Genomic DNA, 24,690 nt, shown 5'->3' with positions numbered 1-24,690 from the left:
GAGACAGGAGGAGCCGAGGCCATGAGTGCACTTGGGTTGAGGATCATCGACGAATCCGTTCAGCAGGCCAATCTTTGGATCAATGATGTGGATTATCGGGCCGGATGGGCCAACAAGCAGCGCGCCTATCGGCTGCTCCGCGCGGTGTTACATGCGGTGCGCGATCATCTGAGCGTCGATGAGGCGGCGCAGCTTGCCGCACAAATGCCGATGCTGATCCGGGGTCTCTATTACGAGGGCTGGAATCCGTCCAAAACCCCGGTCGTGATGCGCAGCCGCGCGGATTTCGTCGCGGCGGTGCAGAAGGACTTTGCCAAGGACCCGATGGGGGATGCGGAAGAGGCGATCGGCGCGGTGCTGGATGTGTTGGATCAGCGCATCTCGGAAGGGGAAATGGCCCATGTCCGGGCCAGTTTCACCAAAGAGATCCGCGCGCTTTTTGCCGACTAAACCGGCGTGAGGAGGCCGCGGGCGCGCGCGCCAACGGCCCCGCAATCTCAGGACAGGAGCGATTTCGCCTTGTCGGCCACAGCTTCGGCGGTGATACCGAAATGCGCGAAGAGCTCGCCAGCCGGTGCGGAGCCGCCAAAGCTCTCCATCCCGACGAACCCGGCTTTCGCCTCGCGACCCCGCTCGCCCAGAAGCCAGCGATCCCAGCCAAGCCGAACCGCGGCCTCGACCGCGACGCGCACCGCACCACCGGGAAGGATCCGTTTGCGATAGGCCTCCGGCTGCGCCTCGAACAGCTCCCAACAGGGCATGGAGACCACGCGGGTGCCGATCCCTTCAGCTTGCAGCAGATCGCGCGCGGCCATGGCCACGGAAACCTCGGAGCCGGTGGCCATCAAGATCACCTGACGTTTGCCTTCGGCATCGGCCAAGACATACCCGCCTTGGGCGGTCAGGTTCTTGGTCTTGTGCTCGGTCCGAACGGTGGGCAGGCCCTGGCGGCTGAGCGCAAGGACCGAGGGCGTGGCCCGTTGTTCGAGCGCGACTTCCCACGCCTCAGCGGTTTCCACGGCGTCCGCCGGGCGGAACACAAGGCAGTTCGGCGTTGCCCGCATCATTGCCAGATGCTCGACCGGCTGGTGTGTCGGCCCGTCTTCGCCCAGGCCAATCGAGTCATGGGTCATGACATATTGGACATTCACCCCCATCAGCGCCGAAAGGCGGATCGCGCCACGCGCATAGTCGGTGAAGCAGAAGAACGTGCCACCATAAGGCCGCACGCCGCCATGAAGCGCCATGCCGTTCATCGCAGCCGCCATGCCATGTTCGCGGATGCCGTAATGGATATGGCGGCCCTTGCGGTCTTCGGGCGCGAAGACACCCAGATCGGCGGTTTTGGTGTTGTTGGAGCCGGTCAAATCGGCGGAGCCGCCCAATGTCTCGGGCACCACCGGGTTGATCACTTCCAGCGCCATCTCGCTGGCTTTCCGGGTCGCGACCTTGGGTTGCGTCTCGGAGATTTGCTTTTTCAGCGCTTTGATCGTGGCGGAGAGCTTCTTCGGCATCTCACCAGCGAAGGCGCGGGTGAACTGCGCCTGACGATTGGCTGAGGTGAGACCGAATTCGGTTTCCCAGGCTTCGCGGGCAGCGCGCCCCTTGGCGCCAATCGCTTCCCATTCCGCTTTCAGATCGTCGGGGATCTCGAACGGGCCGTATTTCCAGCCGTAGGCGGCTTTGGTGTCAGTGATCAGCTTCGGATCGGTCAGCGCGCCATGGCCTTTCGCGGTGTCTTGGGCCGAGGAGCCGATGGCGATATGGGTTTTGCAGGCAATCATCGCCGGGCGCGGAGAGGCTTTTGCCTCGACGATCGCGCGGTCGATATCCGCCGGATCATGCCCGTCACACTCGAACACATCCCATCCGGAGGCGGCAAATCGTGCCTTCTGATCGGTCCGGTCGGACAGCGTCACCTCACCATCAATGGTGATGTTGTTATTGTCCCAAAACACGATCAGCTTGCTCAGTTCGTGACGCCCTGCGAGGCCAATCGCCTCCTGGCTGACCCCCTCCATCAGGCAGCCATCGCCCGCAATGCAATAGGTGTAATGGTCGATCAACTTCTTGCCCCATCGGGCGCGCAAGCTTTCTTCGGCCATGGCGAAGCCAACCGCATTGGCGATGCCTTGGCCCAAAGGCCCGGTCGTGGTCTCGATGCCTTTGGCATGGCCATATTCCGGATGGCCCGCCGTGATCGCGCCCAACTGGCGGAAATTCTTCACCTGCTCCAGCGTCATATCCTCGTAGCCTGTGAGGTAGAGCAGGCTGTAGAGCAGCATCGATCCGTGACCAGCAGACAGGATGAACCGGTCGCGGTTTGGCCAATCGGGTGCGCTTGCATCAAAGCTCAGATGGTTTTCAAACAGAACTGTGGCCACATCGGCCATGCCCATCGGCATGCCGGAATGGCCGGAATTGGCGGCCGCGACGGCGTCAAGCGTTAGCGTGCGGATACAGGCGGCGCGGCGCCAATGGGCGGGGTTCTGGGCGGCGAGGGCTGAAAGGTCCAAGGTGAGCGTCCTGTCTCAAGTGGCACTGGGTCCGCGCGGTGATAGCAGAGGCAAGCCGAAGTGCAAGCGGGCCAGGGCAGGGCAGAGGTGGGTTTTCGACCGGAAATGCGCCGATTTGCCCGCCGAATGGCCGGAAAGAGTTGCAAATCCGGGCCGGATACGATTCGCTAGGGATAGAGGTTCGGCGTGCGGCATCAGGCCCGCCGGGCAGGGTGAAAATGGCCCCGCAAAGGGTGCCAGTGGACAAGACCGGGGGCATCGGCAGAGCATGAACGACACGGTGGCAATGGAGCGGATTTCTGAGCTTGAAGGTCGTTTGGCCGTGGCTCTGGATCGGATTTCGTCGGGGGTTGGGACGCTAAAAACCCAATCCGGCGCAGGCGGTGGCGATATTGAAGCCGCCGCAGCCGCATTGGCGGAGGCTGAAACCCGGGCGGCGGAACTGGCCGCGCGTTTGGCCGATGCCGAAGGGGACGGTGGATCGGCCTTGGCCGAAGCGCAAGAGGCGCTCGACGCGGAGCAGTCTGCCAATGCGGCGCTGACCGAGCAGTTGCGCGCGCTTGAGGCGTCGCGCCAGGCCAGCCAAGACGAAGCGGCACGACTGACCGCGGCGCATGAAGAGAAGATGGCCGAACTGACCGGAGAATTGACCGAGTCGCGCGCGGCCAACGAAGAACTGCGTGCTCAAATTGCCGAGCGCGATGCGGCCCCCGCCATTGCCGAGCCGGACCCAGAGGATAAGGCGACGATTGAGCGGCTGGAGGGCGAGGTGGAAATCTTGCGTCGCCGCGTGAAACGGTTGCGCGGTGAAGCGGCGACGGCCCGTGAACAGCGGGACGAGGCGCAAGATATCCTCGATGAGTTGCGGAGCGGTGACGGCGATGGCGCGACCGAGGCCGCGCTCCGGGTCGAACTGCGGGAACTGCGCCTCGCCAATGCGGAGCTGCGCGATACGAGCCAAGAGATGCGCCAAATCGTGGCGCAGGGCGAGACGGTCGATCCGGACCTCTTGAATGCCTCGATGGCGGCGGAACTTGTGGCGCTCAAGGCGGAACGCGCCGCTGAGGCGGCCGAGATGCAGCAAATTGTCGATGAATTGACCCCCCTCGTGAGCGGAGACAGCGCCAATGCCTGAGTTGAATATCGAAATAGGCGGGCGCAGCTTCACGGTCGCCTGTCAGGAGGGCGAAGAACCTTTTCTGGAAGCGGCTGCACGGATGCTCGACACCGAAGCAGCGGTTGTCTTGGGGCAAATCGGACGGATGCCGCCGGAACGGATGTTGTTGATGGCTGGGTTGATGCTGGCCGACAAGACCGCCGGGCTGGAGGAAGATTTGGGCCGGATTCAGGGCGAGTTGGAGGCGGCAGAGGCGGCGCTGACCGCGGCACAGAACAAGCTTGATGATCGGGCCCGGCGGATCGTGGAATTGGAAGATTCCGCCCCGCCCGCCGAGATCACCGTAATCCCGGCGCAAGTCACCGACGGGTTGGCCGAATTGGCCGCGCGCGCCGAAGCATTGGCCGAAGAGGTCGAAAGCGCCGCGGGCTAGTTACGCTTGAAAGACATCTGGCAGAAGCCGCGCGGCCTCGTCGCGCGGACTGCTCAGCGCGTCTCGATCCTCGCCAGGGTAGAACCGGGCGCGGATCGCGGTTGGCATCGGATTTGGCCGCAAGAGATGGACGCCCAGATGCGATTTGGCACTCTCGGCTTGCCAGCTTTGCACCAGTGCGCGCTCGGCGGCCTTGCTCATGGCGTAACCGGCGGCATATTTCTCATCCCAATCGCTGTCGAAGAACACCGCTTTCGGTGCCTCCGCCGGTGCGATCAGCGGGTCGACCAGCGCAATCAGCCGGGCGAAGGCGCGGATATTGGTGCCGATCAGCTTATCGAGATCTTTCGCGGTCAAATGTGGCGTTGGTGTCAGCGCGGTGGCGTGAAACGCGCTGTGGACCCAGATATCCGCCTTGCCCCATCGATCAAAGATCGAACGGCAGAGATGCGCCATCGCCCCTTCATCGGTGACGTCCATCGGGGCCAGGGTCGCGCTGCCGCCGGCCGCTTGGATCCGGTCGTCGAGTTCTTCCAACCCGCCGGTGGTCCGCGCCACGGCCACAACATGGGCGCCGCGCGCCGCCAACCATTCGGCGCTGGCCGCGCCGATCCCGCGAGAGGCGCCGGTGACCAGCGCGATCTGTCCGTTCAATAACTGTTCCATGCGGGGCAAATGCAAGCTTTGGCCGCGATTGGCAAGATGCCACGCCTGCGGCGGATTGCTTGACTTTGCTGCGCCTGCACGGGACAACTCCCCTCAACAACAGTTTGCAGTTGCAAAAAGGAGAGGCCGATGAGCCGTGACACCACCCTTAGCCAAGCCGCGCTTGGCACCGATGGCATCGGGCGCAAGGCGCTTCTGGTGCTCGGCGGCACGCTATTCATCGCGGTTGCCGCGAAGATCTCCGTGCCGATGCTCCCGGTGCCGATGAGCTTGCAAACGCTGGCGATCTTGATCGTCGGTTTCGCGTTTGGCTCGCGCCTGGGCGCCGTGACGCTGCTGGCCTATCTGACCCAAGGTGCCATGGGCTTGCCAGTTTTCACGCCGACGACGGCCCCTGGGCTTTTGGCTTTTGCTGGCCCGACCGCAGGTTTCCTGATCGGCTTTGTGGGTATGGCGTATCTTGCGGGTCTGGCGGCCGAACGCGGCCTGGCGCGCGGTGTGATCAGCACGGCGCTGGTCGCAATTGCGATCTCGGCGCTGCTTTATATCCCCGGCGTGGCTTGGCCGATGGCCGTGGCAAGTGCTTTTGGCGTTGAGGCAGGTTGGGTTGGCCTTTCGGCGGCACCGATCTGGGCGAATTTCGTGGCGCCGTTCTTGCTGGGTGACGTGATTAAATCCGTCCTTGTGGCGCTGATCGTCACCGGCGCGTGGCGAGCGCTGGCGCGCCGCTAAGGCCGCAAACCTTCGAACATGGAAAACGCCGCCCAAACCGGGCGGCGTTTTTCTATTGGGGTCGGCGCGTTGATGACAGGTTAGTCTGCTTCGTCATGCAGCCGTGTGAGAGCCGCTTCACAAACGCCGAGCGGCAGCCAGTCGCAGCCTGCGCAAATCTGGGCAAGATCGCCGGGTTTGACCCGCTCTCGGATACGCGATTTGGCCGCGCCCCAGGTCAAGTGCTCGCCATCGATCAGCTCCAAGGCCGACGCATGGGCGGTGTCCAATCGGTCGATCTTTGCTTGGCTGGTGCAGAGCGCGCCGCGGCGCTTGGGGCAGGGCGCACAGATATCGTCGGTGGTTCGGACCACCTCGATCTCCGTCTGGTCGCCCTCGGCCGACCTGAGCCGTCCGACCACAATGGCTGTCATGTTCGTGGTGAAGGCGTCGGAATAGCCTTTGCCCTCGAACCCGAGCGAGCACAAAAAATGGTGCGGTCGGTAGCGCAGGGGCGCGGTGCTCACTCCGCAGGTTCCTGAACCTCGAAGCCCTTGGCCTCCATATCCGTCGGACGGACCGGGTAATCGCCGGAGAAACAGGCGTCACAATAGGCGGGTGATTTCGGGTTCCGGCCCTTGGATTCGCCCACCGCGCGATAGAGCCCGTCAAGCGAGATGAAGCGCAAGCTGTCGACTTGCAGATGGGTCTGCATCTCGTCTTCGGTCATGGTCGCGGCGAGGAGTTTTTCCCGCTGTGGTGTGTCGACGCCATAGAAACAGGGCCAAGCCGTGGGCGGCGAGGCGATGCGGAAATGCACCTCGGCCGCGCCGGCATCCAGGATCATCTCTTTGATCTTCCGGCTGGTGGTGCCGCGCACCACGCTATCATCGACCAAGATCACCCGTTTGCCGCGAATAAGCGCGCGGTTCACGTTGAGCTTCAGCCGGACACCCATATTGCGGATCTGCTCGGTCGGTTCGATGAAGGTCCGGCCCATATATTGGTTGCGGATGATCCCCATCGCGTAGGGGATGCCCGATTGTTGGCTATAGCCAATCGCCGCAGGCGTCCCGCTATCGGGCACGGGGCAGACGATATCGGCGTCCACCGGCGCTTCACGAGCCAGTTCGACGCCGATCTGACGGCGGGTTTCGTAAACCGACTGACCACCAATCACGCTGTCAGGGCGGCTGAAATACACATGTTCGAAAATGCAGGGGCGGGGCTTGCGCGGTTCGAACGGCATATAGCTTTCGACACCCGCGGGGGTGATCACCACCATCTCGCCCGGTTCCACATCGCGCACGTAATCCGCCCCGATGATATCAAGCGCGCAGGTCTCGGAGCTCAGCACCCAGCCTTCGCCGATCCGGCCCAGAACCAGCGGGCGCACGCCAAGCGCATCCCGGACGCCGATCAGTTTGGTCCGCGTCATCGCCACAACGGAAAACGCGCCCTCGACTCGGCGGAGCGCGTCTTTCATCCGTTCGGGGATGGTTTTCTGATAACTGCGCGCCATCAGATGGATGATGCACTCACTATCGCTGGAGCTTTGGAAGATCGAGCCGCGCCCGATCAACTCACGCCGCAACTCCTCGGCATTCACGATATTGCCATTATGGGCCAGCGCCGCGCCGCCCATGGAGAATTCGCCGAAAAATGGCTGCACATCGCGGATCGCGGTATGGCCTTTGGAGCCGGTGGTGGAATAACGCACATGGCCGATGGCAAGCGGGCCGGGCAGGGTCTCCATCACCTTATGCGAGGTGAAGTTGTCGCGCACATAGCCAAAGCGCCGGGCCGAGTTGAACCCGTGATCGGGGTGATGGGCAACGATGCCACCGGCCTCCTGGCCCCGATGTTGCAGGGCATGTAGGCCGAGGGCCACGAAATTTGCCGCATCGGCGACGCCGATCACGCCAAAGACGCCGCATTCCTCATGCAGTTTATCATCGTCAAACGCATCGAAAGGATGTGCGGGAAACCGGGCGTCGTCGCCAGTCCGGTGGCTCATTCAGTCGCTCCTGTGACAGCAGGCAAGGGCCGAATCCGATATTAGATTTAGGGCAGTATGTAGGGCCTCTGACCGGCGCTGTCACGCACCGGTTCATCAAGCTGTCACAATTGTTGCGGTGAGGCCCTAGTTCCCGGTCTCGGCCGGGGTCTCTTCCGCAGGGGCGGCATCTTGTGCGGCAGGTTCGGCCGAATTGATCAGCTCTTCATAGCGTTCCAAAATCCAACCTGGCGCGTCGGTCGGAATTTGCGCCTCGATCCGCTCTTGCATCTGGCCGAAAATCTGCGCGGTGCGGCTGTCGTCGACCATCGGGATCGCCTGGTCGCCTGCGATGCGATCATAGACGATCAGCGCAACGACGACCAAAAGCACGCCCCGGGCGACGCCGAACAGGAACCCGAGTCCCGCATCAATCCCGCCCAGAACCGAGCGCTGAATGGCCGATGAAAACAGCGGCGTGAAGAGTGACACCACCACCAGCGCGATGGCAAACACCCCGGCAAAGGCGGCGATGATGCCAAGTTCGTTGCTGTCGCCGATGAAGTCGCCGACATAGGGGATCTCGCGAACCAGCGGGAAGGCGGTCGGGGCAAAGATAAAAGCCACAATCGCGGCGATGACCCATCCGGCAATCGCCATGACTTCGCGGACAAACCCGCGAGAATAGGCCAAAATGGCGGAGATCACGATAACGGCTGCGACCACGCCGTCGATGATGGTGAAGCCTTCCATAAGTGGCCCTCGTCCTGTTTCCTGGCACCCCTGCCGGTGCCGTTTGTTTTTAGGCGCTTAGCCCGCGCCGAATACATCCCCGACAAAGCGGGTCAAATCGGCCATGGGGTTAAGCGTCATGCCCGCCCCGTCGCCGGTTTTGCACCCCTCGGGTACGATCGCAGAGGAAAAACCAAGTTTCCGGGCTTCTTTCAACCTGTTTTCTGCCTGAGACACGGGTCTGAGTGCGCCAGAGAGGCTGAGTTCCCCGAAAACCACACAATGTGGCGGTATTGCGGCGTCTTCCCGCGCAGAGAGCAGCGCCGCCGCAACCGCTAGATCGGCGGCGGGTTCGGAAATCCGCATCCCGCCCGCGATGTTGAGATAAACATCGAGGCCTTGGAATGAGATGCCAACGCGCGCCTCCAGCACCGCCAGGATCATCGACAGACGCCCGCTATCCCAACCCACAACCGCCCGCCGTGGCTGACTAAGTGAAGAGGGGGCCACAAGCGCTTGAATCTCCACCAGAACCGGCCGTGTCCCCTCGATCCCGGCAAAGACGACAGAACCGGGGGCCGGATTGTCGCGGTCGGTCAGGAACAGCGCCGAGGGGTTCGGCACTTCGGCCAGTCCTGCACCGGTCATCTCGAACACACCGATCTCATCGGCGGGGCCGAAGCGGTTTTTCACGCTGCGCAGGACGCGGAATTGATGCCCACGTTCGCCTTCGAAATAGAGCACGGTGTCGACCATATGCTCCACCACGCGCGGGCCCGCGATCTGGCCTTCCTTGGTCACATGGCCGACCAACATCACCGCGACGCCGCGCTTTTTCGCGAATGTCACCAATTCATGGGCGGCAGCGCGGACTTGCGAGACGCTGCCCGGTGCGCTTTCAACCGTGTCGAGCCACATCGTCTGAATCGAGTCGATGATCGCCAGATCGGGGCGCTCCGCATCCAGCGTCGTCAGGATATCGCGGAGATTGGTTTCGGCGGCCAGTTTGACCTCTGCATCCGTCAGTCCCAACCGCTGCGCCCGCATCCGCACCTGCGCCGTGGCCTCTTCGCCTGAGACATAGATGACCTTCAACCCGGTGCGTGCGAAACTCGCGGCGGCCTGCAGCAGAAGTGTCGATTTCCCGATACCGGGGTCCCCGCCCACCAGCGAGGCAGAGGCGGGAACCAGGCCACCGCCCAAAACGCGGTCGAGTTCCGCCAAGCCAGAGCCTTGGCGCGGTGGCGGTGTTTCTTCAGTGGTCAGATCGGTCAGGGCCATCGCCCGGCCTTTCACCGCGCCGAGCGATTTGCCCGGCCCCGATGACAGCGGGGCTTCCTCAGAAATGGTGTTCCACTCGCCGCAATTGTCACACCGGCCCGACCATTTCTTATGGACCGAGCCGCAGGCGGAGCAGATGAACTGGGTGACGGGCTTTGCCATGACACAGGCCTAGCGCAGCGGGTGGGGGATGACCAGATGGGGCGTAGGCGTCGCATGGTTCAGGGGCGGCTGGACGGACCGCGCAGCCTTGACGGCCTTTCGATCTCGGCATCCCATTTTCTTCTCGGGACGCGGTTTGTCTGTCTGGAACCCGTAAACTCTACATCTGAGCGCCGCAAAACGCTATCCCGCCTGGCGTCTTGCGGACTCTAAGGGGCGTTCCAAAAGGGTGCCAATAGTGGCGCAGTCTGGGTCGAGAGGTGTGTTGCCCCATTGCCTCATCAGATTTTCCTAAGGCGCCTCTACTCCTTGTGGGAAAACGAAAAACGCTAAATGCTCGGCCCAAGGCGGCTGGGGACTGCGTCGCTGTAAACAGTATGAGGGGATCACAGTCATGCGCAGGACACTTCTTCAATTCACCACTTTGACATCCATAGCGGCGCTTGTGTCAGGCTTTGCGCAGGCTGACACCATTTCGACGTTGGCAAGCGAAACAAGCACATTTGCTAGTTGGGGTTTGCCGAATACCGCAGCGTATGGGCAAACCTTTGTTGTTGAGGCCGGAGCCACATTGAACCGCGCACAATTCCGCATCAATGACGGCGGAACAACAATTTCTTTTGACATGCACGTCTATGGCTGGGATTCGACGACCAACCGGGTAACTGGATTAACCCTTGGATCGGTTGCCGGCGTAACGGCCGGCGTGGCCGGCATGGAGACGGTGACCGTCGACACAACTGGGATAGAGCTTGTCGATGCCGGCGATTACGTGGTGTTCTTTCAGGCTACCAGTAGCGGATCGGCCAGCTGGGGAACGGCACCTTCAACCACCTACGCCGATGGCGACTTGGTTTACCAGAACAATGGCGGTGATACCTCGCGGTGGGATGCGCGGAGTTGGGTTGTTGCTTCTTTCATCGATACAGCGTTTGAACTCCTGCTTGCGACCGGTCCGACGACAGAAGAAGAATTGGCCAATCTGATGGCGGCGACCAGTGGTGCGACACTGGTGTTTGTCAACAGCGCCCGAAATGTCGTCCGTATTCAAGGGCAGGCCAGTCTTGTCGCTCGGGACCAGCAGATGACAGCCACACGGGCGGGCGGCGGTTCCAACGCTGATCTGGTCACCGTCTCCACCCGGAACAGCCAAACCGGACTAGTCGGCAATCTGTATACTTGGGCCGAAATCACCGGATTGCGCGCGGAAGACGACGCGAATGACCGCGATTTCACCGGCCGCGGTTTTCAGATTGGCGGCGACGTTCCGATTTCGCCGAACATGGTCGCAGGCCTCAGCTTCGGCGTTCAGGACCTTGATGTGTCTGGCCCGAGTTTCAGCCAAGAGGGTGTGCTGCGCTATCTTCAGCCCTACTTGGCTTACCAATCCGGTCCCTGGAGCGGGGAGGCGAACATTATCTATGGGCTTGGTGAGTTTACGCAGACTTCAACCAGTGGCACCGGCACTGGAGATACGCGCTTGGCCGCATTGAGTCTGTCTGGTGGGTATGATTTCGACATGGGCGACGGCTTGACGCTTCGGCCCACCCTCGGTCTAACTCATGGCACTGAAGAGGTTACTGGTGATACCGGCACCTTGGCGGGCGCGGGATCGACAACAGTGCGGTTCACCGAGGTGTCGCTAGGTGGACGCTTGACGCGGAACACCGCGCACGGATCGTTCTTTGCTGGCTTACATGCCGATTGGCAGGACACCAGCGGAGACACCCAGATCGTGTCCGACCTTTTGGCCGAAGACGGTTGGACCGGGCGGCTGGAGCTTGGCGGTTCATTCGAATCTGACAACGGCCTATTGTTCGACACTTCCGTCGAGTTGGGCGGATTGGGTGGAGATTTCCACAGCACCAGCGGCGCATTGCGCCTGGCGATCCGGTTCTAGACCTTGATCCCGAGGCGCTTGGCGGTTGCGACGGAGAGCAAGAGTGACCCTAAAACGCACCCTGTGAAGAGCCAAAGGCCCCAGGCGGTCTCAACCCGACCGACGGTGATGCCTTTGGCAATCACTATGTAGAGCGCGATCAGGAACACATCCGCCATCGCCAGCTTGCCAAGCAGGTTGGTCAGGCCGAGGAAGCGCTCGGGCAGGCGGCGCAGATGGATCAGCGCCAACGTGATGGTTTTGCCCATGGGCGCGATCAGCGCGAAGAAGATCACCAGAAGCGCCAGCAGCTTCTCATCCTCCCAAAGTGCCACGATGCCGGAGAGGACCGAGATTTCCTCCAGACCGAAAAGCGGCAGCAACCCGGCGCGCATCAAGGGGGCGGTCCAGGAAATTGGGAAGAGGATCAAAAGCGCCAGATTGGCGAGGACGAGCAGGCGCATGGGCCGGGCCTTTCGGTCAGGTCGTTGGACGGCACATGGCCCGATGCGCGCCGCCACGCAAGTCTTGGCAAGAAATCGCTGCGGGCCACGCGGGGATGATTGATAAAATGTTCATGATATGTTCTTATGCGTTCATGCTGTCCACGATAGCCGGTGGCGATGTGCAGTCGTCGCCCAATATCTGGCAGAAGAAGAATATGGTGACGATTGATGGAACGCCCGCGTGACTCTTCGATGATCTTTGACATCCGCCCGGCGGATTGGGCCGGGTTCAGCGCGGTGATGGGTGAGAAGGGCGGCTGCGGCGGCTGTTGGTGCATGCTCTGGCGCTTGTCCAAAGCCGAGATGGACGCGCAGATGGGCGCGGGCAATCGGGCCGCGATGAAAGCGCTGTTCGAGGCAGGCGAGGTGCCGGGCCTTGTGGCCTATCACGATGCGGTGGCGGTGGGCTGGATACAGGTGGCGCCGCGCGCGGAGTTCCCCCGGCTCGAACGATCCCGGGTGTTGCAGCCGGTGGATGATCTGCCGGTCTGGAGCGTGTCCTGTTTCCTGGTCGATAAACGGTTCCGACGGACAGGCCTTTCGGTTCAATTGCTGCGCGCGGCTTGCGATTTTGCGCAAGAACGCGGCGCGGAGGTCTTGGAAGGCTATCCGATCGACACCCCGAAAAAGAGCTATCCGCCGGTCTATGCTTGGACGGGATTTGCTGGCGCATTCCAGGCGGCGGGCTTCGCCGAGGTGGCGCGCCGATCCGACACAAGGCCGATCATGCGGAAAACCTTAAACTAGGCTTCACTCTGCGGGCGAAGACGCCGTGTGCATGGTGATCACCCGCGGTTCATCCGCCGGGCGGTGACGCAGCTCGAAACCCAGTTCGGTCAGCGCCGCGCGCAATTGGTGTTCGACCGCGCGGCGTTTCTCACCAAGTCGAATCTCTTCGTCTTCCACCTGCTCGGCCAACACCGTCAACTCGGCACAAGCGGCGCGCGCACGATCCAGATGCGCTTCGAACCCGTCAATCTCATGTTGCCGCTGCTGTAAGAACCGGCGCGCGCGCTCGATCTTTTCGACGCTGAAGCTTTGCGCCAATTGACGGCTTTCCAAGCTCATCTGCGCCGCCAGTTCCAGGATCTGTGGCTCCAGCGTTTCCAGCTCGGGGTGTTCCTGCAGAAACGCATAGCGCTCCCGCACCGCGTCGAACTCGCGATCAAGGCCAAAGAACCCTTCACGGTCGGCTTTGTGGCACGCGGCATAGGCCCGGGCCACATCCTCCATTCGCACCCGGAAATCCCGATGACTGGTCTCCAGCCGTATCATCCGCGCATTTGCCGGCAGATAGAGGCTCAGCAGAATCAGCAATCCGGTCACACCGATTTGCAGATATCGCCCGCCATCGGGCAGGGTGGTCGCGCCAAAGCTCAGCGGAAGGTCGAGCCAAGGCAAAACCCCAAATGCCGCCGCAAGTGCCGCGGCCAACAAGACCGCCGCTGCCACCACGACGATCACCATCGCGAGGCGCTGTAAAATCGAGGTCATCGACACCAAAAATCTACCCATCCAATCAAACATCGCGCGTCCCCCAACGAAAACAATGTCTTACCGGAAAGTTAACCACAATTTGGCCCAACTGTGGGCAAAATCTCGCCACAGTTCACGAAGGCGTGCGGAGCAACAATATCTGGGGTGGCGGTGTGTTCCGGCACAAGATGATGACATCAGATGGTAACAATCGTCGACAAAGTCCGTGATCGGTTCCGGTTTGGGAACAGTGGCCGCATGGTCAAGCCGCCGCAATGTCACCCAAACTGTCGCCGCCAAATGACCAAAGCAGCGATCAAAAGAATCACCGCGAGTTTGACCCCTTCATACCGCCAGCTCGTCTCGCGCAGGTCGTTGAGCGATTGATGCAATCCGAAGGCCACCCCGGCGGGAAACAGGACTGCGATGATCACGACGACCGAGGGCAAGCCAATCAACGCCCCGGCCATGACCACAACCACAAGGGCAATCATTGCCGGGACCAGATTGCCCAGAAGCTCAGCCATGTGAGGGATGTGTTGCCGCCGCTCAGACCGTGCCACGTGCCGGATCCATTCGACCAAACCAACCCCGGCATAGACCCAAAGGACGGTCGCGATGGCTTCGATGATGGCAATTGGGGTCAAATCGTGAGCGCCATTGCAATGAAAAGGGACGGTGTTGCGATAATGGACAAAAGCACAGCGCAGCCCGCCCATCGGGGTCTGAGCCCGCTCCGCCGTGCACCGCGCCAGAAATCCAACAGGGTCCAGGCGTATAGAAAGACGATGGTGAATCCCAACATATCGGACACTCTCAGGACATCCGGAACCCACCGGGGCGCAAGAAACACGGTGAGCATCATGACGCTTGTCAGCGCCGCGGAGATCGTGGCCGTGATAAAAAGCACCCGATTGTCTGAACGGCTCTTGAGGTTCAGGGCCGCAAAGAGCAACGCGGAGACGGGTATCAGAATGATCGCAAGCGCAAGCGCCTGGCTCAACGCGAGCGTGGTTGGCGCGAAATCGGGGTTGATCAGGGTGTCGAGGAAGACATCGACATCGCTGGCCGGCAACTCAGCTGCGGGAGCTTCGTCCATCAGCGCACCGCCTCGATCGGCCCCTCCGCCGATCCGGTGATAAACTGGTGCAGGAAGGGGTCGGTTGCGTCATCCATCCGCGCCACCGGTCCGGTCCATTTGACCACCCCGTCATGCAGCATCGCCACATGATCGGCGATGGCGCGGACAGAGGACATATCATGCGTGATGGTCATCGCGGTTGCGCCCATTTCAACCACGATCTCGCGGATCAGCTCGTTGATCACGCCCGCCATGATCGGGTCGAGCCCGGTGGTTGGCTCATCGAAGAAGATCACATCCGGTTCGGCGGCGATCGCCCGCGCGAGCCCCACGCGTTTCTGCATCCCGCCCGACAATTCCGAAGGAAACAGATCGGCCACATCGGGGGTCAGGCCGACGCGGCGCAGCTTCTCAACCGCGATCTCGCGTGCCTCGGCGGCGGGCCGTTTCAAGGAGCCGCGCAAGAGGCGGAAGGCCACATTTTGCCAGACATTGAGCGAATCGAAGAGCGCGCCGCCCTGAAACAGCATCCCGAAGCGCGCTAGGAACGCATCGCGCTCGACCGTGCGCACATCTTCGCCTTCGAGTGTGATCGCGCCGCTGTCATGGCGGATCAGGCCCAGGATGCATTTCAAGAGCACCGATTTGCCGGTGCCCGATCCGCCAATGATCACCATGCTCTCACCCTGCCGGATCGTGAGATCAACGCCGCGCAAGACCCGTTTGGGTCCGAAAGATTTATGGACACCGGAAAGCTCAATCATGCGGTGAAAAACAGCTCCGTCAGCAGGTAATTCGCGGCCAAGATCATGATCGAGGCAGAGACAACGGCATTGGTTGTTGCGCGACCGACGCCGCGCGCGCCTCGGCCCGAATGCATCCCATGAAAACACCCCATAAGCGCAACGATGAAGCCAAAAACCGCACCTTTGACCAGGCCGGAGAGCACATCCCAAAGCTCCAGGAAGTCGACCGTGTTGTCGAGATAAGTCACCGGGTTGAACCCAAGCCGCGTGGTGCCGACGAGATAGCCGCCGAAAATCCCGATAATGTCGCCCACCGCGACCAGAAGTGGCAAGGTCAGAGTGGCGGCCAGAACCCGTGGCACGGTCAGGTATTTCATCGGGTTGGTTGAGAGCGTCACAAGCGCGTCAATCTGCTCGGTCACCTTCATTGTCGCGATCTCAGCGGCAATGGCCGAGGCGACGCGGCCCGCAACCATCAAGCCGCCGAGAACCGGACCAAGCTCGCGCACCATGCCGATGGCTACGATCGACGGCACAACGGATTCCGCATTGAACCGCGACCCGCCAGCATAAATCTGCAGCGCCAGCGCGCCGCCGGTGAAAAGCGCGGTCAGCCCGACCACGGGCAGAGACAGCCAACCGATTTGCATCAAAGCATGGGCAAATTCGCGCGGATAAAACGGCGGCCGGATCAGATGGCTGAGCGTTTGCGCGCAAAACATCGCGACGCGACCAATGACAGCCAAGGCCGAGAGGGTGGAACGGCCAAGCGCGCCAAGGGGATAGAGCAAGATCATATCGCGCCGCCAGTGTAATGGCGTTCATAGCGGTGCCCGAGCGAGGTCAGGATCTCATAGCCGATTGTCCCTGCTGCCTCTGCCAAGGTATCGACGCCTTGCGCCGGGTAGAGGATATCAAGCTCCTTCGGAATGTCGGGCAGATGGGTGATATCAACGGTGATCAAATCCATCGAGACACGGCCGAGCACGGGGCAGGGGGTGTCGCCCGCAAAAAGCCGGGCGTGGCCGCTCATCGCCCGGAGCAACCCATCGGCATAGCCGCCGGATACCGTCGCGGTTTTGCGGGGCCTGTCGGTGACAAAACTGGCGCCGTACCCCACGCTTTCGCCCGGTTTCAGATCGCGGGTTTGGATCACTGGCAGAGTGAGATGCACCGTCGGACGCGCTCCGGCGAAGGGCAGGCCGCCATAGAGCCCAATGCCCGGGCGCGAGAGGTCGAAATGATAGTCGGGCCCTAACAAAATGCCGCCCGTGGCTGCCAAAGATCGTCGCGCTGTAACGCCCGCCGTCATCTCGGAAAAACTGACCAACTGCGCGGCGTTTTGCGGGTGTTCTGGCTCGTCAGCGCAGGCCAGATGGCTCATCACCAAAGAAAGTGGTCCGGCTTCCAGATCGCTGCGAAGGGCCGCCCATTCCTCTGGTTCCATCCCGAGCCGGTTCATGCCGGTGTCAAGCTGCACGCCATATGGCTGATCCGGAAGAGCCGCGCGATGCCGCGTCACTTGGTCGGCGCTGTTCAAAAGCGGCGTCAGGCCCGCGTCGCGAATGGCATCTGTGTCACCCGACATATGGCCAGAAAACACACTGATTTCTGGGCCTTGGCCGAGGGTCTCGCGAAGCTCCCGCCCCTCTTGCGCCGTTGCCACGAAAAACTGCCGGGCGCCCGCCTCTGCCAAGCTCCGCGCGACCTGGCTGGCGCCGAGGCCATAGCCGTTGGCTTTGACCACAGCAGCGGTTTCGCCCGTGGTCATCGCGTCAAGGGCCCGCCAGTTCGCGACCACCGCATCAAGATCAATATGTAACTGCCCGCTTGCCATGATGCTTCTGTCGGTGTTCCGCCGCGCAGGGTCAAGAGGCAAGCCGGGTTCGACCTATCTGAACCCGTTGCCGCCATCGGCTTGCCAGGGCTGGACCAGGTTGCCGAACTTGGTGAACCGCCCTTCGAAGCTCAGATCGACGGAGCCAACCGGCCCGTGGCGCTGCTTGCCGATGATCACCTCGGCTTTGCCGTGCAGTTGCTCCATCTCCTGCTGCCAGATCGCCATCGCCTCCAGGTTTTCTTCGCCCGGCTTCTCGCGTTCTTTGTAATACTCGCCGCGATAGACAAACATCACCACATCCGCGTCTTGTTCGATGGAGCCGGATTCGCGGAGATCGCTCAATTGCGGGCGTTTGTCATCGCGTTGTTCGACCTGGCGCGAAAGTTGCGAAAGGGCAATCACCGGGATGTTCAGTTCCTTGGCGATCGCCTTCAGGCCTTGGGTGATTTCAGAGACCTCATTCACCCGGTTTTCCGAACTACCTGTGCCGCGTAGAAGCTGCAGGTAATCGACGATCAACAGGTCTAGCCCTTGCGGCGAGCGTTTTAGCCGCCGGGACCGGGCGGCCAATTGGCTGATCGGCAGGGCGGGCGTGTCATCGATATAGAGCGGGCAGCCCTCCAAATCCTGCGCAGCCCGCAGATATCGTTGGAACTCTTGCTCGTTGAGATCGCCCTTGCGGATCAACTCGGATGGCACTTCGGCCGCCTCGGACAGGACCCGTTGTGCGAGCTGAGCCGCCGACATCTCGAGGCTAAAGAACCCGACGACACCGCCATCTACCGTGCCCTCGCTGCCATCGGTTTTCTTACCGCGTTTCCAGGCTTTGGCGACGTTGAACGCGATATTGGTGGCGAGCGATGTCTTGCCCATCGATGGACGACCGGCCAAGATCAAAAGGTCGGAATTGTGCAAGCCGCCAAGCATTTTATCCATATCGGTGAGGCCGGTGGAAATTCCGGCCAACCCGCCGCCACGATTATAGGCGGCATTGGCGATGTCCACCGCATCGGTCAGCGCCCGCAGAAAGCTCTGGAACCCGCGCGAGGTGGTGCCGGAGGAGGCGAGTTTGAACAGATCGGCCTCCGCCTCGACGATTTGCTCGTCCGGCGTGGCGTCGTCGCGCACGGTCTGCGCGCGGTCGGCGATGTTACGGCCCAAACCGATCAACTCGCGCCGCAGCGCCAGATCATGGATCAGTTGGGCGTAATCGCGCGCCGCAGAGGTCGCGATAGCCGAGAGTTGCAGCCGCAGCAGATATTCCGCGCCGCCAAGCGCTTTCAGCCCGGCGTGATCGGCCAGAAAATTCTTCAGAGTCGTGGCGTCGGTCTGCAGGCCTTTGGTGATCCGACTCGCGGCGGTGGCGAAAATCTCGCTATGCACCGGGTCATAGAAGTGATCGGGCTTGACCAGGTCATCGACCCGGTCCAGCACATCATTCGAGGACAGGATTGCGCCTAGAAGCTGTTGTTCCGCTTCGATATTATGGGGCAGATCGGGGGAGTCCGATGCCTCCGGCGCGGCCGCTTTAATCGGCATAATCTCTGTCATGTGCCTCCCCCTATTGCTGTCCCCCGTGATGGGATCAACTGACTATCCTGCCCCCTGCGGAGCGGTCAATCTGGATATCCTGTGGACAGGCTGTGGGTCGTTTTTCGCCTCAGCATCTTGGTTCTGACGTGGCGCATCTGTCAATATATTGTGTATCTCCTGGCGGCGCTGCCGCGTGGTAACAGATTTAGTTTGACCGGCGGATCAACTCTTGCCTCTCGCCTCAGACCAAGCGTCCGGGTCGGTCAAGAATCGTTCGACCTCGGCCAGGGTCTCTTCGTCGAAATCCCCGGCGCGCCGTGCCTCGGCCACCACATCCGCCCAGGTGCAGAGGTGATGCAGCACCACGCCTTCGGCCGCCAAGTTCGGCACCGTCTCCGGGAAGATATCGTAGAAGAAAATCACCGCCGTATGGCCGCAGGTCGCACCGGTCTTGCGGATCGCCTCGACGAATTTCAGCTTCGAGCCGCCATCGGTGGTCAGGTCTTCCACGAGCAAGACCCGCTCGCCCTCGTTCATCTGCCCCTCGATCTGCGCGTCGCGGCCATAGCCTTTCGGTTTCTTCCGCACATAGGTCATCGGCAGCGCCATCCGCTCGGCCACAAAGGCCGCGAAGGGGATGCCTGCCGTCTCGCCGCCGGCGATATTGTCGAAGGCTTCGAGACCCGCATTGCGCATCACCGTACAGGTCAGGAAATCCATCAGCGTCGCGCGGATGCGCGGGTAAGAGATCAGCTTACGGCAATCGATATAGGTCGGCGCCTGTTTCCCCGAGGCATGGGTGAAGGGTTCGCGCGCGTTGAAGTGCACCGCGCCGATATCCAGGAGCATGCGCGCGGTCATCTGGGCCATGGTGGCGGCGTCGGGATAGGTCGATGGGATCATCTTGGGGCCTCGGGAAGCGGGGGTTAGGGATGGACGGACCAGTACAGCGGATGGCCGGGGTCGAAGAGGGTAACCGGCCCCTCGCCAGTGTCGATTTTGTCGGGGTAGGGGACGGGGTCGGCCTGTTTGGTTAGCGTGATGGTGGCTTCGTTTGGCGGCAGGCCGTAATGGGCCGGGCCAAAGAGCGAGGTGAAGCCTTCAAGCTTGTCGAGCGCGTTTTCTTCTTCAAACACATGGGCCAGACAAGACAGCGTGTTGGTCGCCGTAAAACACCCGGCGCAGCCGCAGGCGCTTTCCTTATTCGGGTCCGTATGCGGGGCGCTGTCGGTGCCAAGGAAGAAGCGCGGATTGCCCGAGGTTGCGGCGCGGCGCAGTGCCTCTTGGTGAGTGCTCCGCTTGGCGACGGGCAGGCAGTAATAATGCGGTTTGATCCCGCCGACCAAGATGTGGTTGCGGTTGATCATCAGGTGATGCGTGGTGATCGTGCCTGCGATTTTCCCTTCGGCTTCAGAGACATAATCGATGCCCTGCGCCGTGGTGATATGCTCCAGCGTGACCGTCAAACCGGGCGTGGCGCGGCGGAGCGGATCGAGGACCGTCTCCAAAAACACCTGCTCCCGGTCGAAAATGTCGACTTCTGCCGTGGTCACTTCGCCATGGATGCAGAGCGGCAGCCCGATCTCCGCCATCCGTTCCAAAACGCCCCGCACTTTGTCGAAATCGGTGACGCCGGAGGCGGAGTTGGTGGTGGCCCCGGCGGGGTAGAGTTTCACTGCCGTCACCAGCCCGCTGGCATGGGCCGCGGCCACATCATCTGGGTCGGTCTCTTCGGTCAGATAGAGGGTCATTAGCGGAGTGAATTCCGCGCCCTCGGGCAGGGCGGCTAGGATTCGGTCGCGATAGGCCGCCGCGTCTTGGCCGCGCACCACCGGCGGCACCAGATTGGGCATGATGATCGCGCGGGCGAAATGACGGGTGGTTTCGGGCAAGACACCTTCCAACATCGCGCCATCGCGCAGGTGCAGGTGCCAATCATCGGGGCGGCGGAGCATAAGTGTGGTCATGGTCCCTCCGCTACACTGGGGCGCGCGTGCTGCCAAGGGGCAAGGCCGCCGCAGGGGGATGTCGATTGTGCTGCATTTGGCAGCGCTTTGCCTGAATTTTGGGCGATGCGCGATCTGCGCCCGGGGCCGCGCCTTGGGTCGCTTGTTTTGCGTCCAGCCGCTTGCCTAGGGTTTGGCGATGCTGGATGCCACCACCACTGATTGCCGTCTGCAACGCACCCGGGGCCGCGCTGATGTCGGCTTTGCCAAGGGGCGTCTGAGCCATTTGCATCAGGAGGGCGCGGCCAAGGCGATGCTGCCCCGGATGCATGGTCGCTGGCCCGAGATCGTGTTTCTGAACACGGCGGGCGGGATCACGGGCGGAGATCGGTTGTCGTATTCGGTTGCGCTTGGAGAAGGGATGCAGGCCGTTGCCACGACCCAAACCGCCGAGCGGGGCTATAAAAGCACAACTGGCACCGGGCGGGTGCAGGTGCATCTGAGCCTTGGGGCCGGGGCGGAACTGCATTGGTTGCCGCAAGAGTTGATTTTATTCGATCAGGCAGCCCTGGAACGCGACATCACGGTTGAGATGGCCACCGACGCCCGGCTCGTCTTCCTGGAAACGCTGGTCTTGGGACGGGCCGCGATGGGGGAGCATCTGGGCCGGGTTCATCTGACCGACCGGCGGAGCATCCGGCGCGGCGGACGGTTGGTGGTGTTGGAACCTCTCCGCCTGCGACCGGCGGACTTGACCCGCCCCGGCACGGCCGGGCTGAACGGCGCAACCGCGCTCGCGAGTCTCACACTCGTCGCCCCCGATGCCGAGGATCATCTGGAGCGTCTTAGACGCATCTTGCCAAACACAGATGTTTCCGCCGCCGCCTCAGCCTGGGGCGGGCGCCTGACCGCGCGCTTCATGGCTGAGGACGCGTTTCCGCTCCGCCGTGCCGTGGCAGAGGCCGTGCAAATCCTGACCCACCAGCCCCTGCCACGGGTCTGGCAACTCTGACAGCCAAGGACGACAGATGAACCTCACCCCCCGCGAAAAAGACAAACTCCTGGTCAGCTTGGCCGCCATGGTGGCGCGCAACCGCCTGCTGCGCGGTGTGAAGCTGAACCACCCCGAGGCGATTGCCTTGATTACCGATTTTGTCGTCGAAGGCGCGCGTGACGGGCGGAGCGTGGCCGATCTGATGAGTGCGGGCGCGCAAGTAATCCGGGCCGATCAATGTATGGCGGGCGTGCCCGAAATGATCCACGATGTACAGGTCGAGGCGACCTTCCCTGACGGCACCAAATTGGTGACCGTGCACCACCCGATCCGTTAAGCTTCAATGAGAAGTGATCGAAACATGACGCAATTCGGGGTAAAGATGGCTCATGGACGCTCAACCCGACCAACATCTGCGCCAAGCCGCGCTAAGCGAGCGCGACTTTCGTTTCGCGGTGGCGCAATACGGCCTGTTCTCGGACCGCGTGACCGAATTGCAGAAAGAGCGCGAGGTTTGGATCCGGCATTCCATCATCGCGACCTTCGCGTTTTTCGGCTGGCTCGCGGTGTATCGCGACAGCATCTCGACCACCTTCATGCTCGAAATGGTCGGGCTGCAGACGATCTATTTCCTGCCTTTCGTGTTCAATGCCGGCGGCGCGCTGCGGTTCTATTTCATTCAGCGCGACATCAACCGTCATGTGATTTTCCTGACCGAGATGGAGCGCGACACACTCTGTCTGCACGACAGTATTTGCGAGGGGCCCTCCGGGCGCGGCATCCGCGACCGGCACTGGCATCTGCCCTCAATCCTTTATTGGGTGTTTATCTGCCTGCTGTCTTTGTCGGTGGCGCTGATCCTCACCTATCAAATCGTTCTTTAGGGCCAATCCGGCCCGCAGTTGGAGCTGCCTTATGATCCCTGGTGAAATCCTGCCTGCGGCGGGGGAGATTACGTTGAATGCCGACCGCCCGGCGATCACGCTGAAGGTGGCCAATACCGGCGACAGGCCAGTGCAGGTCGGCAGCCATTATCATTTCGCTGAGGCAAACACGGCGCTGGATTTCGACCGCGCCGCGGCGCGGGGCCACCGGCTGGACATTCCGGCGGGTACGGCGGTGCGCTTTGAACCGGGCCAAGCCCGAGAGGTGCAACTGGTGCCCTATAGCGGTGCAGGCGTCGTCCATGGTTTCAATCAACAGGTGATGGGCAAACTATGATGACCCTGTTTGATATCTGGCTTGGGATCGACGCCAATTCGGCCATCTGGAGGCGGCGATGAAAGGACTCTGGGCAGTCTTGCTGCTGATAGTTCCGATGCCGGCTGTGGCGCAGGAGTGGGACTGCACCGATTTCGCGGCTCTGCCGCAGCAGGGCATCAATGCCTGCCTGGCCGAAGAGTATGCCCGCGTCGATGCGGAGTTGAACGCGGTCTATCAATCCGTGCTGGCCGACGCGCAAGGCGCGATGCCCGACCTGATCCGCACAGCGCAGCGGGCCTGGATTCCCTTCCGGGATGCGGCATGTGAGGCCGAGGCGGAATTCATGCGTGGGGCGCCGGCCGAAGCTGCGCTTCGTCTGTCCTGTTTGATTCGGCTGACCGAGACACGCACAGACGAGCTGGGGTATCTTGATCATGGCGAGTGATACGATGCGGCGACAGGCAGAGACAACCGAGCAGACCAATGGCGACAACCAGGGAGGAGCAAGCCATGTGTGATATCTGTGTGATGACTGCCGTGAAGGAGCAGATGCTCTCACGGCGGGGTTTCTTTACGGCGGGTGCGGCGGCCACCGCTGCGGTGGCGTTGAGCAGCGGCACGACAACCCCGGCGATGGCGGCGGGCCATGGTGGCGTCGTGGACATGACCCATATGATGGATGAAACCTTCCCGACTTATTTCGGCGAGCCGGGCATCTCCTATGAGGCCACCGCGAACTTCGCGGAGAACGGTTTTAATCTCAACGTGTTGACGGTCATGGAACACACCGGCACCCATATCGATGCGCCGCTGCATTTCTCCGCCGATGGGCTCTCGGTTGATGAGATCCCGGTCGAGAATCTGGTCTGCCCGCTTTGCGTGGTTGATATCGCCGCAAGGGCTGCGGATGACCCGGACACGCAAGTGACGCCAGATGATCTCTCGGCCTGGATCGCCGCCAACGGGGAGATCCCGGATGGCGCTTGCGTTGCGATGTATTCCGGGTGGGCCGCCAAGGCGCGGAGCGACGGGTTTCGCAATGCCGATGGCGACGGGGTGATGCATTTCCCTGGGTTCCATATCGAGGCGACGCAGATGCTCTTGGAAACCGGTGCCGGTGCGATTGCGGTCGACACACTGTCGCTCGATCACGGGCCGTCGGCGGATTTCGCGACCCATTACGCCTGGCTGCCTGCCAACCGCTATGGAATCGAATGTATCGCCGGGCTTGATCAAATGCCCGCTGCTGGCGCATCGCTCGTGGTCGGTGCGCCCAAGACCGGGCGCGGCACCGGCGGCCCGGCCCGCATCTTCGGGATGGTGTGATGGGCACGGTTCCGCTTTTGTCGGACGAGGAGGTCAGCGCCGAGGCGCTGGCCGTCTTCGACGACATCCGCGCGGTGCGGGGGACGGACTACGTTAACAATTTCTGGCGCGCCTTGGCGCATGATCCCGAGACGCTTGCGGCCACCTGGGCGCGCTTGAAGCAGGTGATGGCGCCGGGCGCTTTGGACCCGTTGGTGAAAGAGATGCTGTATGTGGCGGTCTCCACGGCGAACGGGTGTTCTTATTGCGTCCATAGCCACACGGCGGGGGCCAAGGCGAAGGGCATGACGCCGGAGATGCATGGAGAACTGCTCGCGGTGATTGGGATGGCGATGCAGACCAATGGGCTGGTGACGGGGCTTCAGGTCGAGGTGGATGAGGTGTTTCAGGCGTGAGCAGAGATGGCCTAATGCTCCGGCGCGGAACCAAGGCGCAGCCGCCGCGCCATCGACGGGCCGCCCCCCGGCACGTCGATTTGGTTGGGCTTGGTGCTGCGCTCGTATGGCGTGCGGGACTGAACCATAAAGTGCGCAGAAAGACTGTCGG

At 61.9% G+C, this 24,690-nt stretch carries 29 protein-coding genes; 13 read left to right on the top strand and 16 right to left on the bottom strand.

Features of this window, described 5'->3' with window-relative positions; translation table 11 throughout:
* Positions 1–21 precede the first annotated feature (21 nt).
* Positions 22–450, top strand: a complete 429-nt coding sequence (locus tag GTF44_RS11410; protein ID WP_145208241.1) for a DUF2267 domain-containing protein — start codon at positions 22–24, stop codon at positions 448–450.
* A gap of 47 nt (positions 451–497) precedes the next feature.
* Here the strand turns inward: GTF44_RS11410 and tkt are convergent, their stop codons facing one another.
* The gene (tkt, locus tag GTF44_RS11405) at positions 498–2,516 is read right to left on the bottom strand and encodes a transketolase (protein ID WP_171559085.1); all 2,019 of its coding nucleotides are present in this window, start codon (positions 2,514–2,516) and stop codon (positions 498–500) included.
* 268 nt (positions 2,517–2,784) lie between these two features.
* Between tkt and GTF44_RS11400 the strand changes: the two genes are divergently transcribed.
* Positions 2,785–3,651, top strand: coding sequence for a hypothetical protein (locus GTF44_RS11400; protein WP_171559088.1), 867 nt, complete (start codon positions 2,785–2,787; stop codon positions 3,649–3,651).
* Entirely contained in the window at positions 3,644–4,066 is a 423-nt protein-coding gene (locus GTF44_RS11395) for a cell division protein ZapA (RefSeq protein ID WP_145208246.1), read from the top strand. The genes GTF44_RS11400 and GTF44_RS11395 overlap by 8 nt, the downstream gene beginning before the upstream one ends.
* Here GTF44_RS11395 and GTF44_RS11390 read toward each other — a convergent pair whose 3' ends face one another.
* Positions 4,067–4,732, bottom strand: a complete 666-nt coding sequence (locus tag GTF44_RS11390; RefSeq protein ID WP_171559091.1) for an SDR family oxidoreductase — start codon at positions 4,730–4,732, stop codon at positions 4,067–4,069. It lies immediately after the preceding gene.
* Positions 4,733–4,861: 129 nt separating this feature from the next.
* On the opposite strand from GTF44_RS11390, the gene GTF44_RS11385 reads away from it, so the two are divergent.
* The gene (locus GTF44_RS11385; protein ID WP_171559093.1) at positions 4,862–5,464 is read left to right on the top strand and encodes a biotin transporter BioY; all 603 of its coding nucleotides are present in this window, start codon (positions 4,862–4,864) and stop codon (positions 5,462–5,464) included.
* A gap of 80 nt (positions 5,465–5,544) precedes the next feature.
* Here the strand turns inward: GTF44_RS11385 and GTF44_RS11380 are convergent, their stop codons facing one another.
* From GTF44_RS11380 to radA, 4 genes are all read right to left on the bottom strand, one after another.
* Positions 5,545–5,970: a DUF1284 domain-containing protein gene (locus GTF44_RS11380; RefSeq protein ID WP_171559096.1), complete on the bottom strand. Its 426-nt coding sequence runs from the start codon at positions 5,968–5,970 to the stop codon at positions 5,545–5,547.
* Positions 5,967–7,460 carry an amidophosphoribosyltransferase gene (gene purF, locus GTF44_RS11375; protein WP_171559099.1) on the bottom strand — a complete coding sequence of 498 codons (1,494 nt, stop codon included), beginning with the start codon at positions 7,458–7,460 and terminating at the stop codon, positions 5,967–5,969. Before purF ends, GTF44_RS11380 begins: the two co-directional genes overlap by 4 nt.
* 126 nt (positions 7,461–7,586) lie before the next feature.
* A complete protein-coding gene (locus GTF44_RS11370) occupies positions 7,587–8,192 on the bottom strand; it encodes a CvpA family protein (protein ID WP_171559101.1) in 606 nt (201 codons plus the stop codon).
* Between the two features lie 57 nt (positions 8,193–8,249).
* Positions 8,250–9,614: a DNA repair protein RadA gene (gene radA / locus GTF44_RS11365; protein WP_171559104.1), complete on the bottom strand. Its 1,365-nt coding sequence runs from the start codon at positions 9,612–9,614 to the stop codon at positions 8,250–8,252.
* A 394-nt stretch (positions 9,615–10,008) separates the two neighbouring features.
* Here radA and GTF44_RS11360 point away from each other — a divergent pair, with 394 nt between their 5' ends.
* Entirely contained in the window at positions 10,009–11,514 is a 1,506-nt protein-coding gene (locus GTF44_RS11360) for an autotransporter outer membrane beta-barrel domain-containing protein (protein WP_171559106.1), read from the top strand.
* On the opposite strand, the gene GTF44_RS11355 is transcribed toward GTF44_RS11360, so the two are convergent.
* On the bottom strand, positions 11,511–11,951 hold the full coding sequence (locus GTF44_RS11355) for a paraquat-inducible protein A (protein WP_171559850.1): 441 nt from the start codon (positions 11,949–11,951) through the stop codon (positions 11,511–11,513). The two genes, GTF44_RS11360 and GTF44_RS11355, sit on opposite strands and share 4 nt — an antisense overlap.
* 216 nt (positions 11,952–12,167) lie before the next feature.
* Between GTF44_RS11355 and GTF44_RS11350 the strand changes: the two genes are divergently transcribed.
* Complete coding sequence (locus GTF44_RS11350) at positions 12,168–12,746, top strand: GNAT family N-acetyltransferase (RefSeq protein WP_253261201.1); 579 nt, start codon at positions 12,168–12,170, stop codon at positions 12,744–12,746.
* Positions 12,747–12,749: 3 nt separating this feature from the next.
* Here the strand turns inward: GTF44_RS11350 and GTF44_RS11345 are convergent, their stop codons facing one another.
* The 9 genes from GTF44_RS11345 to pyrC form a co-directional block, all read right to left on the bottom strand.
* Complete coding sequence (locus tag GTF44_RS11345; RefSeq protein WP_171559109.1) at positions 12,750–13,526, bottom strand: DNA repair protein; 777 nt, start codon at positions 13,524–13,526, stop codon at positions 12,750–12,752.
* 227 nt (positions 13,527–13,753) lie between these two features.
* A complete protein-coding gene (locus tag GTF44_RS11340) occupies positions 13,754–14,122 on the bottom strand; it encodes a hypothetical protein (protein ID WP_171559112.1) in 369 nt (122 codons plus the stop codon).
* Positions 14,119–14,574: a hypothetical protein gene (locus GTF44_RS11335; protein ID WP_171559114.1), complete on the bottom strand. Its 456-nt coding sequence runs from the start codon at positions 14,572–14,574 to the stop codon at positions 14,119–14,121. Before GTF44_RS11335 ends, GTF44_RS11340 begins: the two co-directional genes overlap by 4 nt.
* Positions 14,574–15,320, bottom strand: a complete 747-nt coding sequence (locus GTF44_RS11330) for an ABC transporter ATP-binding protein (protein ID WP_171559117.1) — start codon at positions 15,318–15,320, stop codon at positions 14,574–14,576. The genes GTF44_RS11335 and GTF44_RS11330 overlap by 1 nt, the downstream gene beginning before the upstream one ends.
* Complete coding sequence (locus tag GTF44_RS11325; protein WP_145208264.1) at positions 15,317–16,099, bottom strand: ABC transporter permease; 783 nt, start codon at positions 16,097–16,099, stop codon at positions 15,317–15,319. Before GTF44_RS11325 ends, GTF44_RS11330 begins: the two co-directional genes overlap by 4 nt.
* Positions 16,096–17,139, bottom strand: coding sequence for an alanine racemase (gene alr, locus GTF44_RS11320; RefSeq protein ID WP_171559853.1), 1,044 nt, complete (start codon positions 17,137–17,139; stop codon positions 16,096–16,098). Before alr ends, GTF44_RS11325 begins: the two co-directional genes overlap by 4 nt.
* 54 nt (positions 17,140–17,193) lie before the next feature.
* Complete coding sequence (locus tag GTF44_RS11315) at positions 17,194–18,693, bottom strand: replicative DNA helicase (protein WP_171559120.1); 1,500 nt, start codon at positions 18,691–18,693, stop codon at positions 17,194–17,196.
* 204 nt (positions 18,694–18,897) lie between these two features.
* Positions 18,898–19,578, bottom strand: coding sequence for an orotate phosphoribosyltransferase (locus tag GTF44_RS11310; RefSeq protein ID WP_171559123.1), 681 nt, complete (start codon positions 19,576–19,578; stop codon positions 18,898–18,900).
* Between the two features lie 23 nt (positions 19,579–19,601).
* A complete protein-coding gene (gene pyrC, locus GTF44_RS11305; RefSeq protein ID WP_171559125.1) occupies positions 19,602–20,642 on the bottom strand; it encodes a dihydroorotase in 1,041 nt (346 codons plus the stop codon).
* A gap of 178 nt (positions 20,643–20,820) precedes the next feature.
* Here pyrC and GTF44_RS11300 point away from each other — a divergent pair, with 178 nt between their 5' ends.
* From GTF44_RS11300 to GTF44_RS11270, 7 genes are all read left to right on the top strand, one after another.
* Positions 20,821–21,633, top strand: a complete 813-nt coding sequence (locus GTF44_RS11300) for an urease accessory protein UreD (RefSeq protein ID WP_171559128.1) — start codon at positions 20,821–20,823, stop codon at positions 21,631–21,633.
* 16 nt (positions 21,634–21,649) lie between these two features.
* Positions 21,650–21,952, top strand: a complete 303-nt coding sequence (locus GTF44_RS11295; protein ID WP_171559131.1) for an urease subunit gamma — start codon at positions 21,650–21,652, stop codon at positions 21,950–21,952.
* Between the two features lie 52 nt (positions 21,953–22,004).
* Positions 22,005–22,499 carry a hypothetical protein gene (locus GTF44_RS11290; RefSeq protein WP_145208276.1) on the top strand — a complete coding sequence of 165 codons (495 nt, stop codon included), beginning with the start codon at positions 22,005–22,007 and terminating at the stop codon, positions 22,497–22,499.
* Between the two features lie 31 nt (positions 22,500–22,530).
* Positions 22,531–22,836: an urease subunit beta gene (locus GTF44_RS11285; protein ID WP_171559133.1), complete on the top strand. Its 306-nt coding sequence runs from the start codon at positions 22,531–22,533 to the stop codon at positions 22,834–22,836.
* 58 nt (positions 22,837–22,894) lie between these two features.
* Positions 22,895–23,263, top strand: coding sequence for a lysozyme inhibitor LprI family protein (locus tag GTF44_RS11280; protein WP_171559137.1), 369 nt, complete (start codon positions 22,895–22,897; stop codon positions 23,261–23,263).
* A gap of 65 nt (positions 23,264–23,328) precedes the next feature.
* Complete coding sequence (locus GTF44_RS11275) at positions 23,329–24,144, top strand: cyclase family protein (protein ID WP_171559139.1); 816 nt, start codon at positions 23,329–23,331, stop codon at positions 24,142–24,144.
* The gene (locus GTF44_RS11270; protein WP_171559141.1) at positions 24,144–24,539 is read left to right on the top strand and encodes a carboxymuconolactone decarboxylase family protein; all 396 of its coding nucleotides are present in this window, start codon (positions 24,144–24,146) and stop codon (positions 24,537–24,539) included. The genes GTF44_RS11275 and GTF44_RS11270 overlap by 1 nt, the downstream gene beginning before the upstream one ends.
* Positions 24,540–24,690 lie beyond the last annotated feature (151 nt).

This window comes from Roseobacter sp. HKCCD6576-2, assembly GCF_013179285.1.
Lineage (GTDB): Bacteria > Pseudomonadota > Alphaproteobacteria > Rhodobacterales > Rhodobacteraceae > Rhodophyticola > Rhodophyticola oceani.
The sequence above is the reverse complement of the archived record's forward strand: the minus strand, read 5'-3'. Positions and strand labels throughout refer to the sequence as shown.

Bases quoted from the DNA above. Each gene is read 5' to 3' on its own strand.
- GTF44_RS11310 (WP_171559123.1), bottom strand. From the start codon at position 19,578: ATGATCCCATCGACCTATCCCGACGCCGCCACCATGGCCCAGATGACC.
- radA (WP_171559104.1), bottom strand. From the start codon at position 9,614: ATGGCAAAGCCCGTCACCCAGTTCATCTGCTCCGCCTGCGGCTCGGTC.
- GTF44_RS11280 (WP_171559137.1), top strand. From the start codon at position 22,895: ATGAAAGGACTCTGGGCAGTCTTGCTGCTGATAGTTCCGATGCCGGCT.
- GTF44_RS11385 (WP_171559093.1), top strand. From the start codon at position 4,862: ATGAGCCGTGACACCACCCTTAGCCAAGCCGCGCTTGGCACCGATGGC.
- alr (WP_171559853.1), bottom strand. From the start codon at position 17,139: ATGGCAAGCGGGCAGTTACATATTGATCTTGATGCGGTGGTCGCGAAC.
- GTF44_RS11285 (WP_171559133.1), top strand. From the start codon at position 22,531: ATGATCCCTGGTGAAATCCTGCCTGCGGCGGGGGAGATTACGTTGAAT.
- GTF44_RS11295 (WP_171559131.1), top strand. From the start codon at position 21,650: ATGAACCTCACCCCCCGCGAAAAAGACAAACTCCTGGTCAGCTTGGCC.
- GTF44_RS11400 (WP_171559088.1), top strand. From the start codon at position 2,785: ATGAACGACACGGTGGCAATGGAGCGGATTTCTGAGCTTGAAGGTCGT.
- GTF44_RS11370 (WP_171559101.1), bottom strand. From the start codon at position 8,192: ATGGAAGGCTTCACCATCATCGACGGCGTGGTCGCAGCCGTTATCGTG.
- GTF44_RS11335 (WP_171559114.1), bottom strand. From the start codon at position 14,574: ATGGACGAAGCTCCCGCAGCTGAGTTGCCGGCCAGCGATGTCGATGTC.
- GTF44_RS11410 (WP_145208241.1), top strand. From the start codon at position 22: ATGAGTGCACTTGGGTTGAGGATCATCGACGAATCCGTTCAGCAGGCC.
- GTF44_RS11270 (WP_171559141.1), top strand. From the start codon at position 24,144: ATGGGCACGGTTCCGCTTTTGTCGGACGAGGAGGTCAGCGCCGAGGCG.
- GTF44_RS11325 (WP_145208264.1), bottom strand. From the start codon at position 16,099: ATGATCTTGCTCTATCCCCTTGGCGCGCTTGGCCGTTCCACCCTCTCG.
- GTF44_RS11315 (WP_171559120.1), bottom strand. From the start codon at position 18,693: ATGACAGAGATTATGCCGATTAAAGCGGCCGCGCCGGAGGCATCGGAC.
- GTF44_RS11300 (WP_171559128.1), top strand. From the start codon at position 20,821: ATGCTGGATGCCACCACCACTGATTGCCGTCTGCAACGCACCCGGGGC.
- GTF44_RS11360 (WP_171559106.1), top strand. From the start codon at position 10,009: ATGCGCAGGACACTTCTTCAATTCACCACTTTGACATCCATAGCGGCG.
- GTF44_RS11395 (WP_145208246.1), top strand. From the start codon at position 3,644: ATGCCTGAGTTGAATATCGAAATAGGCGGGCGCAGCTTCACGGTCGCC.
- GTF44_RS11290 (WP_145208276.1), top strand. From the start codon at position 22,005: ATGGACGCTCAACCCGACCAACATCTGCGCCAAGCCGCGCTAAGCGAG.
- purF (WP_171559099.1), bottom strand. From the start codon at position 7,460: ATGAGCCACCGGACTGGCGACGACGCCCGGTTTCCCGCACATCCTTTC.
- GTF44_RS11350 (WP_253261201.1), top strand. From the start codon at position 12,168: ATGGAACGCCCGCGTGACTCTTCGATGATCTTTGACATCCGCCCGGCG.
- GTF44_RS11390 (WP_171559091.1), bottom strand. From the start codon at position 4,732: ATGGAACAGTTATTGAACGGACAGATCGCGCTGGTCACCGGCGCCTCT.
- GTF44_RS11330 (WP_171559117.1), bottom strand. From the start codon at position 15,320: ATGATTGAGCTTTCCGGTGTCCATAAATCTTTCGGACCCAAACGGGTC.
- pyrC (WP_171559125.1), bottom strand. From the start codon at position 20,642: ATGACCACACTTATGCTCCGCCGCCCCGATGATTGGCACCTGCACCTG.
- GTF44_RS11345 (WP_171559109.1), bottom strand. From the start codon at position 13,526: ATGTTTGATTGGATGGGTAGATTTTTGGTGTCGATGACCTCGATTTTA.
- GTF44_RS11275 (WP_171559139.1), top strand. From the start codon at position 23,329: ATGTGTGATATCTGTGTGATGACTGCCGTGAAGGAGCAGATGCTCTCA.